This is a genomic window from Petralouisia sp., assembly GCF_056822245.1.
This window is the reverse complement of the sequence record NZ_JBQIOP010000004.1, coordinates 68,740-82,684: the sequence shown is the minus strand read 5'-3', so window position 1 is coordinate 82,684 and position 13,945 is coordinate 68,740. Positions and strand designations below refer to the sequence as shown.

The window sequence follows — 13,945 nt, the reverse complement described above, 5'->3', positions numbered from 1 at the left end:
AATATCACAGTATCTTACCTGCCGAAATCTTCATTTGCTGCAGTATTTAACCGCCGGAATAATATTGTTACTCCTGTCAATTATATCGGAAGATACAGGAAATAATTAACACTTTTTCGTATTATTTTGCATTCTGTACCTGGCGGATCAAATCATAGTTGCTGTCTTTGGCTTCCACAAAGCCGGTGACCGGAGTGGTGATGCCGGAGAAATCTTTGAAATTCACAAAAGCATTCTGAATCTGCCTGATCCGCTCCGGGTCCATATTCCGGCCAAAAGCAATGGCGTCTTTCTGGATATTGCCGGTGGTGGAGATAATCTGAATGCCTGACATGTCTGTTCCGGCGTTTCTGGCCTTGTCGTAGGCCTCGTTGTAAGTGGCGCCTGCGTCAAATTCACCGTTTAAAACGCCCTGAATGACCTGATCGTGGCTGCCGGCAAAAGCAACATTCAGGAAAATAGACTCCGGATCAAGGCCGGCTTCTTTGATGCTGTGTTTTGCATACAGATAGCCGGAAGCGCTGTTTTTGTCCACGTAGGCGAAGGTTCTGCCGGGCAGATCCTCAAGAGTTTCAATTCCGGAGTCTTTTCTGGTAATAATATATCCATTGTAGTAGTCCCTGCCGTTGATTAAAGGAGTGGCTACCGGAATCAGCGGAGTAAGCTCTGCCGCAGTAATGTAGGCAAAAGGAGAGAACCATCCCCCGTCTATGCCGCCTTTTTGAATCTGTTCTCCCAGGGAATTGTAATCCTTGACAATAATAATCTTTACTTTCAGTCCCAGGCTGTCAAAGATACGGGCCAGTACCGGCTGATACATATTTTTGATATCACTGGGGGAGGTAAAGGGATTGATGCCGATGACAATATCATTTTCGCCTCTGACAGCGCACATGCTGTACTGAAGTTTTTCACACATGGAGCTGATGCTGTCGCAGCAGGAAAACAGGGTGTCGGTTTTCTTCTGGTGCTGCGCAATCATTTCAATGGAATCCTGAGACTGTTCTGCGGAGGTGGAAATCGTGCCGGCCAAAAGGCCCAAAGCCTCCGTTACGTCGGAGGATACCTCCACGTTGGTCTGGGAAACGGCAGTGAGATTTCCCATATTTTTCTTGATATCCGTCAGGGAATTGTAAGCGCCTGTCAGAATGTCCACCGTGTTTTCCACAAATCCGCTGAGTTTTTCAATGGATTCTTCGGAATGTTTGGTGGATGCATGGCTGCTGTGGATATTTTCTTCTAATTCTTTCACGATATCTTCGATTTCATTGATAAAAGAATCTGTTTCATCTGAAAGCTTGCCTACTTCGCCGGCTACTATAGCAAATGCCTTGCCTGCTTCCCCGGCATGGGCGGCAGTGATGGAGGCGTTCAGCGCAAGCAGCGTGGTTTCTTCGGAAATGTTTTTGATATATTCTACAATCTTGTGGATACTCTGGGAAGATTCCAGTAATTTCAGATTGGTTTCCTGGGTAATCCGCAGAGTTTCCGTCAGGTCATGGAGCATGTGGTAAGTTTCTTTGACGGTATGGTTTTTGTCGGTAATATTTTTTAACACCAGGTCGGCTTTTTCTTCCGCAAGCCGGATCTGTTCATTCATAGTTCCGCTGTTTGTATTGACCTGCTGGATTTTTTCTTCCACAAAGGCGGCCTGCTCCAGATTCTCAGCAGAGGAATTGGCAATCATCTGGTTGTGGTTTACCAGGGTGGAAAAGGCTTCTTTATTCTGTTTGGCAATCCAGAGAAGGTGTTCGGTGTCAAAACCCAGCGTTTCCATCATGTCACTGATTTCTGAAAGGATCTTCTCGTGTTCTCCGGCAGGATAGTTTTTTTCAGAATCAGGGAGAACGGCGGGGGTCTGGTTTGATTTGGATAAAAATTTTTTAAACATAGATTTCCTTCCTTTCATCAGTGGCAGGGAAAAAGTTGAAATTTCAAGTCCAGTATAGCAGGAAGCAGCATTCGGTGCAAGACGACATATGGTAAAAAGTGTCAAAATGTGCCTGGAATCTTGACTTTTTTTGGAAAAAATGGTTAACTATTAATGAGAATGTATACAAAATACAGGAGAAAACATATGTTGGAATTAAGGTTAAAGGCCCTGGCGAAGATCAATCTGGGACTGGATGTTCTGAGACGCCGGGAAGATGGTTATCATGAAGTGCGGATGATTATGCAGACCGTAGGACTCTATGACCGAATCATTTTGAAAAAGACCAGGACGCCGGGAATCCGGGTAAAGACCAATTTGTATTACCTTCCGGAGAATGAGAATAATCTGGTGTATCAGGCTGCCGGACTTCTGATGGACGAGTTCGGAATTAAAAGCGGCGTATTTATTGATCTGCAGAAATTTATTCCGGTGGCGGCAGGTATGGCAGGGGGCAGCTCTGACGCAGCCGCGGTATTATTTGGAATGAACCGGATGTTTTCTTTAAGGCTATCCAAAGAGGAGCTGATGAAACGGGGCGTAAAAATTGGAGCGGACGTGCCCTACTGTGTCATGCGGGGAACAGCGTTGGCAGAAGGAATCGGGGAGCAGCTATCACCGTTGCAGCCGATGCCTGCGTGCAAGGTTTTGATTGCCAAGCCTCCGGTCAGCGTATCGACAAAGTTTGTATATGAGAATCTGAAACTGGATGAAGATACGCTGCATCCTGACATTGACGGCCTGATTGAACGGATCAATGACGGAGATTTACCAGGCGCGGCGGCGCGTATGGGCAATGTGTTGGAAAGCGTAACCATTCCCGGTTATCCGGTGATTGCCCGAATCAAAGAGGAGATGATAAAAGGCGGCGCATTGAATGCCATGATGAGCGGAAGCGGCCCCACAGTGTTCGGGCTGTTTGATGAAGAAAGGCTGGCTCAGCAGGTATATCAGAAGCTGCGGAGAGGAGATTTGGCGAAACAGGTATATCTGACAGATATTTATAACAACACGGGAAAAATGAGTATGAAAAATAAAAAGTGAGGTAGAACATGACAGACAAGCTAGTATTAAATACAAACGCATATCTGCCCCTTAGGGACGTTGTATTTCATACCCTGCGGGAAGCGATTTTAAAAGGAGAACTGAAGCCGGGAGAGCGTCTGATGGAGCTGCAGCTTGCATCCAGGCTGGGGGTGAGCCGCACCCCTATCCGCGAGGCCATCCGTATGTTGGAATTAGAAGGACTGGCGGTGACCATGCCCAGAAAAGGCGCGGAAGTTGCAAAAATGACAGAAAAAGACATGGAAGATGTGCTCAAGATACGAAAAGCGCTGGATGAACTGGCAGTGGGGCTGGCCTGCGACAATATGACGGAAGAAGAGCTGAAACAGCTGTATGTGGCTCTGAAAAATTTTGAAGAGAGCATCAGAAGCGGCGACGTGAAGCAGATCGCCCAGGCCGATGTGGAATTCCATGATTCCATCTATCAGGCGGCGGATAATCCCAAACTGGTAACCATGCTGAATAATCTGCGGGAGCAGATGTACCGTTACCGGGTGGAATATCTGAAAAACGAGAGCATTTATCCCAGGCTTATTGAAGAGCATCAGGGGATTTATGACGGGCTGAAGCGCAAGGACAAGGAGGCGGTGGTGGAAATTGTAAGCCATCATGTGGAAAATCAGGAGATTGTGGTGAAAAATATCATTCAGGAACAGGAATAAAAAGGAAAATTTGGGAAAAGATAATCATAAATGTAAGAAAAGGATAGGCAAAGATTGCTTATCCTTTTTTCGTGGAGAACTCAGACAAAGAATTTTGCTGAATGGAAAGGGGAAAAGCAATGGCAGTTCCAATTACTTCAGATCTGCAGGAAAATATCAGTCAGTTTGAAGCACTGTTTTCTGATTGCGCAGATATAAAAAAGAGAAAAGTGAAGGTAGGGCAAAACCTGAAAAAGGAGTGTTATATCGCCTATATTGAAGTGTCTGTCAGCAGCATGGAATGGAAGGATTCGGCAGTGGGCAAAATTTTGCAGACCCTGCGGGAGCTGCCGGAGGACAGGCTGGCTTCGTATGTGGCGCAGAATGTGGAGGATATTTCAGACTCCCAGCCCTTTGCCACCATCGAGGATGCAGCCCAGGGAATGCTCACCGGAGATGTGCTTTTTTTCCTGGAGGGATATGACAAGGCTCTTAAGATTCCTGATAAGGGCTATCCGGGCCGGGGCGTATATGAGACAGAATCGGAGAAGGTGATCCGGGGGTCCAATGAAGGTTTTTCAGAATCCATCAAGCTGAATACCGCCCTGATCCGCAAAAGGCTCCGCAGTCCCCATGTAAAGGTGAAGGAAAGCTTTGCCGGAAAACGGACGCATACCAATGTGGATCTGGTGTATATGAAGGATTTGATCCATCCGGGGATGCTGGAAGAGATTGAAAAACGGCTGGGAGAATTCGAGATTGACGGCGCATTGGACAGCGGGATTATTGAGCAGCTTACGGAACAAAGAACTTATTCTCCCTTTCCTCAGTTTCAGACCACCCAGCGGCCGGATCGGGCGGCTATGGCTATTTTAGAGGGAAGGATTGTGCTGCTGTCGGATAATTCTCCGGTGGCGCTGATTCTGCCGGCCACGTACAACACGTTTATTCAGACCAGCGACGACTATTACAGTCGGTGGGAAATTGCGTCTTTTACAAGAATGCTCCGGTATCTGGCTTCTTTTCTTGCCATGACGTTTCCGGGGCTGTACCTTTCCATGACCAATTTCCATACTCAGATTCTTCCCACGGATCTTCTGCTGTCTCTGGCGGCGGCCAGACAGGGAGTTCCCTTTCCGGCAGTGGTGGAGATTATTCTGATGGAGGTGGCCTTTGAACTGCTGCGGGAGGCCGGCGTGAGGCTTCCGGGAGCCAACGGGAACACCATTGGAATTGTAGGCGGCCTGATTATCGGGCAGGCGGCTGTGGATGCGAATATTGTCAGTCCCATTGTGGTGATTGTGGTGGCTCTGACGGCATTGTGTTCTTTTGCGGTGCCCAATGAAGAATTTGCCACGGCTTTTCGGATTCTGAAATTTTTGTTTATATTCCTCTGCGGTTATCTGGGATTTTTCGGTTTTCTGGTGGGAACCCTGGGAATTCTGATTCATCTGTCTCATCTGGAAAGCTTCGGGATTCCCTATCTGTCGCCGTTTGTGGGGGCGGATTTGAACGGTTACCGGGATGAGCGGGACACCTTTCTGCGGCTTCCCTTAGGCTTTCTGAGGAAGCGGCCCATCTATACCAGAGAAGGCGCCCGCACCAGATTGAAATTTAAGCAGCAGGATAAGGGGAAATCATAAGGAGGTTCAAGGTTATGTTTGCGGATAATTGGAAAATATCACTGCGTCAGGTCAGGCGGCTTCTGATTCTGGATCTGTTCGGGTTAAGCAGCCTGATGCTTCCTGGAATCCTGTCGTCCCTGACGGGGGCGGACGGCCTGTTTAGCCTGGCGGCAGGAGCGGCAGGCGGCTGGGTGTTTCTGTGGCTGATACAGAAGAATCTGCAGAATGCAGAAGGAGATTACTATCATTATATGAAGGATACGGCAGGCCAGATTGCCGGAGATGCTTTTATGGTATTTTACTATCTGTATTTTGTGACGCTCTGCGGATTTGTGCTGTATCAGGTCACCACCCTGGTTCTGACCTGGCTGCTGCCGGAGGGTTCCTACTTCTGGGTCAGCATTCTGCTGCTGCTTCTGGCAGCTTACGGCACCGTGCGGGGCATTGAGGGAAGGGCCAGAGTCTATGAAATTATTTTCTGGTTTCTGGGAATTCCGCTGCTTCTGATGTTGTTTCTTGCGCTGAGGGAGATTCGGACGGATTACTGGTATCCGCTGATGTATTCCGGAGGCGGAGATTTCTCACGGGGAACCGTGGCCGTGTGGGTGTTTTTTCTGCCTCTGACAGCAGTATTATTTCTAAAGCCTTTTTGCCGGAAGCCGGAAGGGCTTGCCAGCTGCGGCAGGTGGGCCCTGGGAGTGGCTGCGGCTTTAAACGGGGTGATTTATCTGATACTTCTGGGGGTGTTCGGAAGGAATACCCTGGGGGTTTTAAAACGTCCGGTAATTACTCTGATGAGCATGATTAACCTGCCGGGAGGATTTTTTACCAGACAGGATGTGATTATGACTTCTGTGTGGTTTCTGGCATTGTTTGCGCTGATGCATACCGGGGTGTTTCAAAGCACGCTGATTTTGAAAGAGCTGTTCCATGAGACGGGGAACCGTTGCAGTATGTGGATTTCACTGGTTCTGGCGTTTATTATCGGCATGGGGTTCTTCGGAAATACATTTCTGATGGAGGTGTATGAGATTTACCAGAAATGGATTGTGCTTCCGGGAATGACAGGAATTCTTCTGATTCTGCTTCTGGCATTCCGCATCAGACAGTCCGGCATGAAAAAGGAGGGGATGGAACGTGAAGAAAACAGAGAATAAAAGAAAGAGAAACCGGCAGAAAAAATCTGCGGCAGGGCGTTTATGGGCGCTGTGGCTGCTCATTGGCATATTCCATGTATCCGGCTGCGCGTCTACAGAACTGGAGCAGCGCAGCTTTCCTCTGGCTGTGGGAATCGACTTGCAGGAGGAAGATTCTGAAATTGATGCAGGGAATTTCGAAGGAGGCGCAGAGGAAGAACCAAAGGAGGATGTGTTCCGCAGAGAGGTTGGGAATTCGCCAGATCTTGCAGTAAGCTATGATTTTCCGGATCTTGCCCAGATTTCGGAAAAGGGAAAGACCGTGGACACTGCCATGGGCCTGTCGTTAGAGGGCGCGGACATGTATCATGTGGAAAAATCTTATGAAAATAATACCAACCGGGTACTGGATTACAATCATATGAAAGCGGTGGTGCTGGGGGAAAATGTTTTCTCAGATACGGTGCAGCTTCGGGGGATTCTCTCAGCCTGGGAGCAGCGGGAAGCCTCCGCAAGAAATACCAGTCTGTTGATTGGCAGCGGCTCAGCGGCGGAGATTTTAAGCCTTACGGAAGAGACGGAAGGGTCCATGGGAACTTATCTGGAGGAAATGTTAGAGAGCCAGAAGGACTTTAAGCAGAATAAGATTGCCACTGTGGGAAATCTTATGAACCAGTGGCACAATCAGGATGAACTTCTGCTGATTCCTGTGCTGACCGAGCAGGGAAACCGGCCGGTGATCACCGGATATGGGGCGGTTTCCAACTTTAATTATCAGGGAATTCTTACCGTGGAGGACGCCATGAAATCCTTTCTCTGCCAGAACCTTTTGAAGAAATTCACCTGTGAGCCGGCGAAAAACCTGGTGGTGGAAATCTCAGATATCCGGGCCAAAAAGACGATCATGCTCGAAGGAACACTGCCTGTTGTGACAGTCAGAATCACAGGAAAAGGCCGTCTGAAAACCGGACAGGTCAGTTCAGTCTCCGAACAGTATCAGCTGGAGAAAAAAATAGAAAAACAGCTTACGGCGGATCTGGCTGAAACGGCAGAACGGCTGCAGCAGGAGTATGGAATTGATGTGACAAACAGTTTTATTTCCCTGGGCAGCAAAAACCGCAGCCTGTACCGGATGTACCGGAATTATCCGGATGCCTATAACCAGGAGGCGCAGCATGTGTTTCAGGTGGAGATTGCTATGCTGAATTGGGAGTAGGGGATGGACTGCCGGCTTTGCCTTAGTTTTTCCATACACATAGGGCGTTGGAACGTGAAGATTATACGCAGGCTGCAGCGGCGAAGAAATTGCAGCCAAGTCTTGCGTATAACCTGTGATTTTCCTGTAGACAATGAAAATTGACCAGGCAATATCAGATATTTTTATACATTAGAGGATTGAGAAATACGGTTTTTTTGATATAATGAGAGAAAAAGGCGACAATTTGTAAGCAGGATGTCTGATTGCCGCGATTAAACATGATTTTGGGGGAGGTTCCTATGATTTATCTTGCGTTATGTGATGATGAAGAACAGTCATTAGCAGTATTGAAAAAGCGGGTAGATGCGTTGCTGAGAGAGCACGGTATTCATGCAGAAATAACAGGGTATTCTCAGAGCAGGCTGTTACAGTATGAAATTGAGGAAGGAAAGCATTTTGATTTGGTTTTAAGCGATATTGAAATGCCGTGTATTGATGGAATGCAGTTGGCGGAATATATTAAGAAACATCTGCCGGAAGCGCTGATTATATTTATTACATCTCATATGAAGTATGTAATAGACGCATTCGAGTTGTCAATTTTCCGTTATGTTCCCAAGAATAGTATGGATTCCAGGTTCAGCCATGCTCTGTTGGATGCGGTTAAAATGATTGAAATCAGATCGGATCAGACATATTGTATTGATATGCCCACCAGAATGGAAAAAATACCATACCGGAAAATCCGATACATAGAGCGGGATGGGAAAAATTCAGTGATAAATCTGACAGACGGCAGTGCAGCTAAAGTGAGAAAAAGCCTGAGCAATGTATCAAAAGAATTGGATTCGGAAGATTTTGTGTTTATCGATCGGGGAAGTATTGTTAATATTCAGCATATTATGAAAATCATTAATGGATGTGTGGAATTAGAAGGCGGGGTTCGCCTGTTTGCCAGCCGTGCAAGATTGGATGAATTGAAAAAGAGAGTCAGTGCGTTTTGGGAAGAAAGAATATGATGCTGGTTTATGGAATGGTGGAATTTCTGTCAACGTTTATAGAAGGATTTATTGCATATTTGGTCTTTTCAGATATTTTTGCGAATAAAAGGAAACGTGGTAATAGAAAAACAGATATGGTATTGTCTTTGGTTATCACAACTATGGTTTTATTCTGCAATCAGTTTGTGCTCTTTTCTTATTTTACGCTTATCTTAGTTGAAATTTACCTGAGCGTATCTGTATGGATGGTTTATGGGGTAAATTATATCACTGCTTTTTCTGTCATGAGTTTTTATTTGGTTTGTATGAATTTTTTCGATTTCTTTATTCTGATAACAGTATCAGATTTTTTTGACGGTTCTCAGACACTTGATCAGATTTTAAGCAGTTTTGGATTGATGCGGGCAATTGTAATCACGATTGTAAATAGTTTGTGGGCAGCGCTTTACCTGTTTCTGAGAAAATATTTAAAAAGATTGTCTGTGGAACTGAAAGCAGCTTATTTGATTACGGCATTGTCTCTGGGAGGATTTATCGGATTTATATTTTTGTCGCAGCAGGCATTGAAAATGATTGATGATTCCATGCCTGCGTTGTGGTTTTTTGTGTTGTGTTTCCTGGCGTCTATGATATTTATCAGTTATTTTGCCGTGATGCAGAAAGAAGAGAAACATAAAGTGAGTTTTCTCGAAATGCGGCATGGCTTATTAAACGAAAACTATAATTCTTTAAGTGAAATTTACAGGGCCAATGCCAAACTGTACCACGATTTAAACAATCATTTAAATCTGCTGTATCAGCTTTTGCAGGAGGAAAAAGTAGAGAAGGCCCAAAGATACATAAAAGAAATTGCAGAACCTATCCTGGTGTTATCAAAAAAGCAATGGACAGGCACAGATGTGGTTGACGCCGTGCTCAACAGCAAGATTCAGGAAATGAATGGACAAAGTATTATGCCGGATATCAATGTGGAATTTCCTGAAAACAGCACAATCTTACCTAATGATCTGTGCACCATCCTGTCAAATCTTCTGGACAATGCGATTGAGGCAGTGGAAAAACTGGAAAATAACAGAATGATTAAACTTACCATGCGCAGGGCTAATTTTTTTCTGTTTATCCGGGTGTTTAATCCATGCAGCCAGAACCAGAAATTTGCGGTTTTTCCGGCTACAACAAAAGAGAATACGTCTTTGCATGGCTGGGGACTTCGAAGTGTGAAGGATGCTGTGGAACGGTATGACGGCACGATGGAGTGCATCAATGAAAATTATGAATTTATTGTGAATATTATGCTGCCCTTTGACGGGAAGAATTAGAATATTGCGGGATCTGTAAAGAGGCTTGGTTCATATCATAAACTATTTAATTGTTGATATGGTCGGAGCTTTTTCTTTTTTAAAAATAAAATATATGGACAGTAAATCTGTAATTGGCGGACAATATGGGTATAAAGGAAAAGAGGTATGGTATATTGATGATGTGAAAAACGTAGAGTGAATCATCGCAAAAAAGGAAGAAGAAAAACATGTATTGTATGTTGATAAATAAGATATTGAAAATGAACAAGGGGCTATAGGAGGAAGTGTATGAAGAAAAAATAACGTCTGTTTTGGTATTATGCGCAATGGCATTTACACTGGCAATGCCAGTGTCAGCGGCCCAGCCGGCAGAGAAAGGAATTCAACCGCGAGTGCAGGAATGCGGAAATTGTGGGAGAATGACATTAAACACTGTTAAAGTAAGAAATGATGAATCAGGGCCTACATCTACAAAGTGTAAACATGGATATCCCTACGGGGATGACTTAACGTGGAAAGTATATAATGTTTATCGTTATAAATGTTCTAATTGCTCATATGTAAGCACGGAATGGAGTGCGTATGCCGGCACTAGAACAGAATGTCATGGATATAGATTGCATTAATTTACATAAAATAATTTTTATGTTTAGCCGATAATATATAAGATGAAATAAAATAAGTAATAAGGAACACCCTTGAGTCATTTTTAGTATAAAAAATTTCAAACCATAATTATGGCAGCTTAGATCAACCTCTTCAAACAGATTGATTTAAGCTGCTGTATCTGAACGCGGATGGGAGGCAACAAGATATGAAGAAAAAAACAGCGTTGATTCTGACAGGGCTTTTATGTGCCCTTTCCATTGTGGCCTGCGGCCCTTCGGATTCATCCTCCGGGAAAAAGGAGTCAGAGAGGACTGGGGCCACATCGAAGATGGTGGTTGCCATTTCAGAACAGCAGGAGGAGTTCTACAGGAAGGTAATATCAAAATATTGCAAGCTCCATCCGGAAGTGGAGGTGGAGATTGAAACGGTTCCTTTTATTGACAACTCCCCTACGGAGAAAATGGAAAAAAACAAAAAAGCCGTGAAGGACATGCAGGTGCAGGTCATGGCGGGCAAGGGACCGGATGTGTTTCTTCTGGATGAAAGCAACCAGGCCTTGCCGGATGTGATAAAAAGCAGTTATAACGGTGTATTTTTAGATCTGAATACAGTGATGGAAGGCTTAGAGGATCTGCCGCTGAACCAGACAGTGCTGAAAGCCGGAGAAGTGGATGGGAAACAGTATTTTCTGCCTCTTGGGTATATGCTGGCGGGCGTCGCCGTGGCAGACGGCACGCTGGGGGACTGGGAGCCGTCTTCGGGCCAGCCGGCGCAGTTTTTGGAGGAGATTGCCAGCCATACAGGGGTGAGCGGGTTTCCCACGGAATTTTTTTTGAGGGAATATATGCCGGGGCTTTTTGGGACGTCCGCACTGGATTATGAGGAAGAGTCCATCGCGTTTTCGGAAGGACTGCTGAATCTGGCAAAGCGGCTGGTGGAGGGCCGGGAGTTTTCTTCCGAGGGCGCGCCGGAGCTGCCTGATGTCACGATGCTTGGGCATTGCAGGGGCAGCGTATTTGAATCCCTCATCCAGAGGTCTATCGCTTCGGGGACGGACGTTAAGTTCCTGCCGATCCCAAACGGGGAAGGGGGAATCAACGCGCAGGTGAATGTGTTTGCGGCAGTTCGGGCGAACAGCCCGCAGGCTTCCCAGGCGGGCGACTTCCTGGCTTTTCTGCTGTCGGATGAAATGCAGGGCAAAACGGGTTGGGAGGGCTTTGGAAGCGGAACCATGTTTACGGCCATCCCCGTCAATGACAACGCGGTTGTGCCGACGCTCCAATACCGGTTTGGCTTAGGAACGGAGGAGCCGGAAGCGGCCAAGAGAAAAGCCGAGGAATTGTTCCAGATCACCCGGCAGGTCACCACGGCCCGGTTTTGCCATTATGAGAATTCCCTGGTATTCCAGGCGATCTTTATGACAAGTGAAGACCGTTCCGTGGAAGAGAAGCTGGATGATTTAGAAAATGAACTGCGTTTTTATTTTGATGAATAGCATGGAATTTATCGCTTGATTGCATGGAGAGGAGGAAAGCCATGAGGAAGGATAAACTCCAGCCGTTGGAAAGAAGAAAAAAGCTGACGGGGCGGTTTTGCTGAAATTTTCAAAGGATATTTTTAACTGCCACAAGTGACAAATCGCAGGGATTGTGCTAGACTATAACCAGTAAAAAGATAAGGGAGCGATAAATTATGGAGAAAGAAGCTCTGAAAAAAATCTGGCTTCAGGAAGAAGAAGCGGCGCATATTCACGGATGGGATTTTTCCCATATCAATGGAAAATACGACGAGGAACGGGATTTGCCATGGAACTACAGAGAGACGGTAGGTCGGTATTTAAAGCCGGATATGAAACTGTTGGATCTTGATACCGGAGGCGGTGAGTTTTTGCTGTCTCTGGGTCATCCCTGTGGGAGCCTGGCTGCAACAGAGAATTATCCGCCCAATGCTGCATTGTGCCGGGAAAAATTGCTGCCTCTGGGAATTGATTTCCGTCAGGCAGACAGCGGCGGCAGGCTGCCTTTTGACAGCGGCAGTTTTGATATGATTATAAACCGTCACGGGAATTTTAATCCGGATGAAATCAGCCGTACGCTGAAACCCGGCGGCATTTTTGTCACAGAACAGGTGGGAGCCGAAAATGACAGGGAGCTTGTGGCATTATTACTGAAGGACGTGCCGGAGCTTCCTTTTCCGGAGCAGTATTTGGAGAAGGCCCGGGCGGCTTTTGAAAAAAGCGGTTTCTGCGTGTTGGAAGCCCAGGAAGCCTTTCGGCCCATTAAGTTCTGGGATGTGGGGGCTCTTGTCTGGTTTGCCCGTATTATCGAATGGGAGTTTCCCGGTTTTCAGGTGGAAAGCTGCCTGGAAAATCTTTACCGTGCCCAGGAAATACTGGAGCGGGACGGTGTGATAGAAGGACAGATTCACCGATTTCTTCTGGCTGCAAAAAAGAGAGGGTAATGTGCCCTCTCTTATACAGCGTTTCTTATTTTCTTCTAACAAATTCTGTTCTCATGTTTCCAGAACCGCAATCACATCTTCTGTCAGATCTCTGTTTTACAAGATGACAAAATGATTTTTCCCAAATTGTATAAACTGGAAAATTCCGGCAATACTCTCTTTATACCCAAGAGCGTACGTATTATTTATATCATGGGTACAGCCGGCAGAAAATATCCCCTCGGGGGAAAATCCAGAAAGGGAAAAATCATGAATAAAACGATACATAAGGGAATCCTTCTGACAGTTCTTGCAATTGTCCTGCTGGGATGCCGCCAATATAAAAGCCATGCCATGACAGAAGAAATCGCAGGGAAAATCATCCGTTTCCATATCCGGGCAAACAGCGACGCGAAACTGGATCAGGAATTGAAATTAAAGGTAAGAGACGCCATAGGAGCCTGTATGCAGCCTTTGCTTTCCGGCGTCAGTGATATTGAAGAGAGCCGTCGGATCATAAAAGACAGCCTGCCGGAAATTGAAGCCAGGGCAGAGCAGGTAATTGCCGCGGAAGGATTTGATTATTCGGTAAAAGCAGACCTTGCCATTGTGGAATTTCCCTGGAAAACCTATGGGAATTACACCTTCCCGGCCGGAACCTATGAGGCCCTTGAGGTTGTGATCGGAGAAGGGAAGGGCCGGAACTGGTGGTGCGTTATGTATCCAAACCTGTGCTTTTACAACAGCGTGTATGAGGTGGTAGAGGAAGAAGCAGAAAAATCCTTAGAACAGACATTAACAAAAGAAGAATATCAAAGCCTGATGGAGCATAAAAATTATGAAGTGAAATTTGCGCTTCTGGACTGGATGAAAGAAAAGCTGTCGGACTAAGTGTTTGCAGAAGCACTGGGAAAAAACTGAAAATTTTCTCCCCCTCTTGCATTTTCAACGCAAAACAGGTAATATACATGTGTATGACCTGTTTAGGGAGATAATCAAG

Annotated in this window: 11 protein-coding genes; 10 read left to right on the top strand and 1 reads right to left on the bottom strand. The window is 45.9% G+C overall.

The genetic code is table 11. From position 1 onward, the window contains the following. Positions 1–121: 121 nt before the first annotated feature. Positions 122–1,891: a phosphate/phosphite/phosphonate ABC transporter substrate-binding protein gene (phnD, locus tag ACTO17_RS02890; protein WP_482556830.1), complete on the bottom strand. Its 1,770-nt coding sequence runs from the start codon at positions 1,889–1,891 to the stop codon at positions 122–124. A 186-nt stretch (positions 1,892–2,077) separates the two neighbouring features. On the opposite strand from phnD, the gene ispE reads away from it, so the two are divergent. The 10 genes from ispE to spoIIR all read left to right on the top strand — a co-directional run bounded on the left by ispE (position 2,078) and on the right by spoIIR (position 13,836). Further along, positions 2,078–2,974: a 4-(cytidine 5'-diphospho)-2-C-methyl-D-erythritol kinase gene (ispE, locus tag ACTO17_RS02885; RefSeq protein ID WP_482556829.1), complete on the top strand. Its 897-nt coding sequence runs from the start codon at positions 2,078–2,080 to the stop codon at positions 2,972–2,974. Between the two features lie 8 nt (positions 2,975–2,982). Continuing rightward, positions 2,983–3,657 carry a GntR family transcriptional regulator gene (locus tag ACTO17_RS02880; RefSeq protein WP_172537465.1) on the top strand — a complete coding sequence of 225 codons (675 nt, stop codon included), beginning with the start codon at positions 2,983–2,985 and terminating at the stop codon, positions 3,655–3,657. 119 nt (positions 3,658–3,776) lie between these two features. Then, positions 3,777–5,279 (top strand): spore germination protein, encoded by a 1,503-nt coding sequence (locus ACTO17_RS02875; RefSeq protein ID WP_172537464.1) that lies wholly within the window; start codon positions 3,777–3,779, stop codon positions 5,277–5,279. 14 nt (positions 5,280–5,293) lie between these two features. After that, positions 5,294–6,418, top strand: coding sequence for a GerAB/ArcD/ProY family transporter (locus ACTO17_RS02870; protein WP_482556828.1), 1,125 nt, complete (start codon positions 5,294–5,296; stop codon positions 6,416–6,418). After that, positions 6,399–7,613 carry a Ger(x)C family spore germination protein gene (locus ACTO17_RS02865; protein ID WP_482556827.1) on the top strand — a complete coding sequence of 405 codons (1,215 nt, stop codon included), beginning with the start codon at positions 6,399–6,401 and terminating at the stop codon, positions 7,611–7,613. The genes ACTO17_RS02870 and ACTO17_RS02865 overlap by 20 nt, the downstream gene beginning before the upstream one ends. Before the next feature lie 281 nt (positions 7,614–7,894). Continuing rightward, positions 7,895–8,614, top strand: coding sequence for a LytR/AlgR family response regulator transcription factor (locus ACTO17_RS02860; RefSeq protein ID WP_482556826.1), 720 nt, complete (start codon positions 7,895–7,897; stop codon positions 8,612–8,614). Continuing rightward, entirely contained in the window at positions 8,611–9,915 is a 1,305-nt protein-coding gene (locus ACTO17_RS02855; RefSeq protein WP_482556825.1) for a sensor histidine kinase, read from the top strand. Before ACTO17_RS02860 ends, ACTO17_RS02855 begins: the two co-directional genes overlap by 4 nt. A gap of 796 nt (positions 9,916–10,711) precedes the next feature. Beyond that, the gene (locus ACTO17_RS02850; RefSeq protein ID WP_482556824.1) at positions 10,712–12,001 is read left to right on the top strand and encodes an ABC transporter substrate-binding protein; all 1,290 of its coding nucleotides are present in this window, start codon (positions 10,712–10,714) and stop codon (positions 11,999–12,001) included. 197 nt (positions 12,002–12,198) lie between these two features. Then, positions 12,199–12,966 (top strand): class I SAM-dependent methyltransferase, encoded by a 768-nt coding sequence (locus ACTO17_RS02845; RefSeq protein ID WP_172537457.1) that lies wholly within the window; start codon positions 12,199–12,201, stop codon positions 12,964–12,966. A gap of 249 nt (positions 12,967–13,215) precedes the next feature. After that, positions 13,216–13,836, top strand: a complete 621-nt coding sequence (gene spoIIR / locus ACTO17_RS02840) for a stage II sporulation protein R (RefSeq protein ID WP_482556823.1) — start codon at positions 13,216–13,218, stop codon at positions 13,834–13,836. Positions 13,837–13,945: the final 109 nt, after the last annotated feature.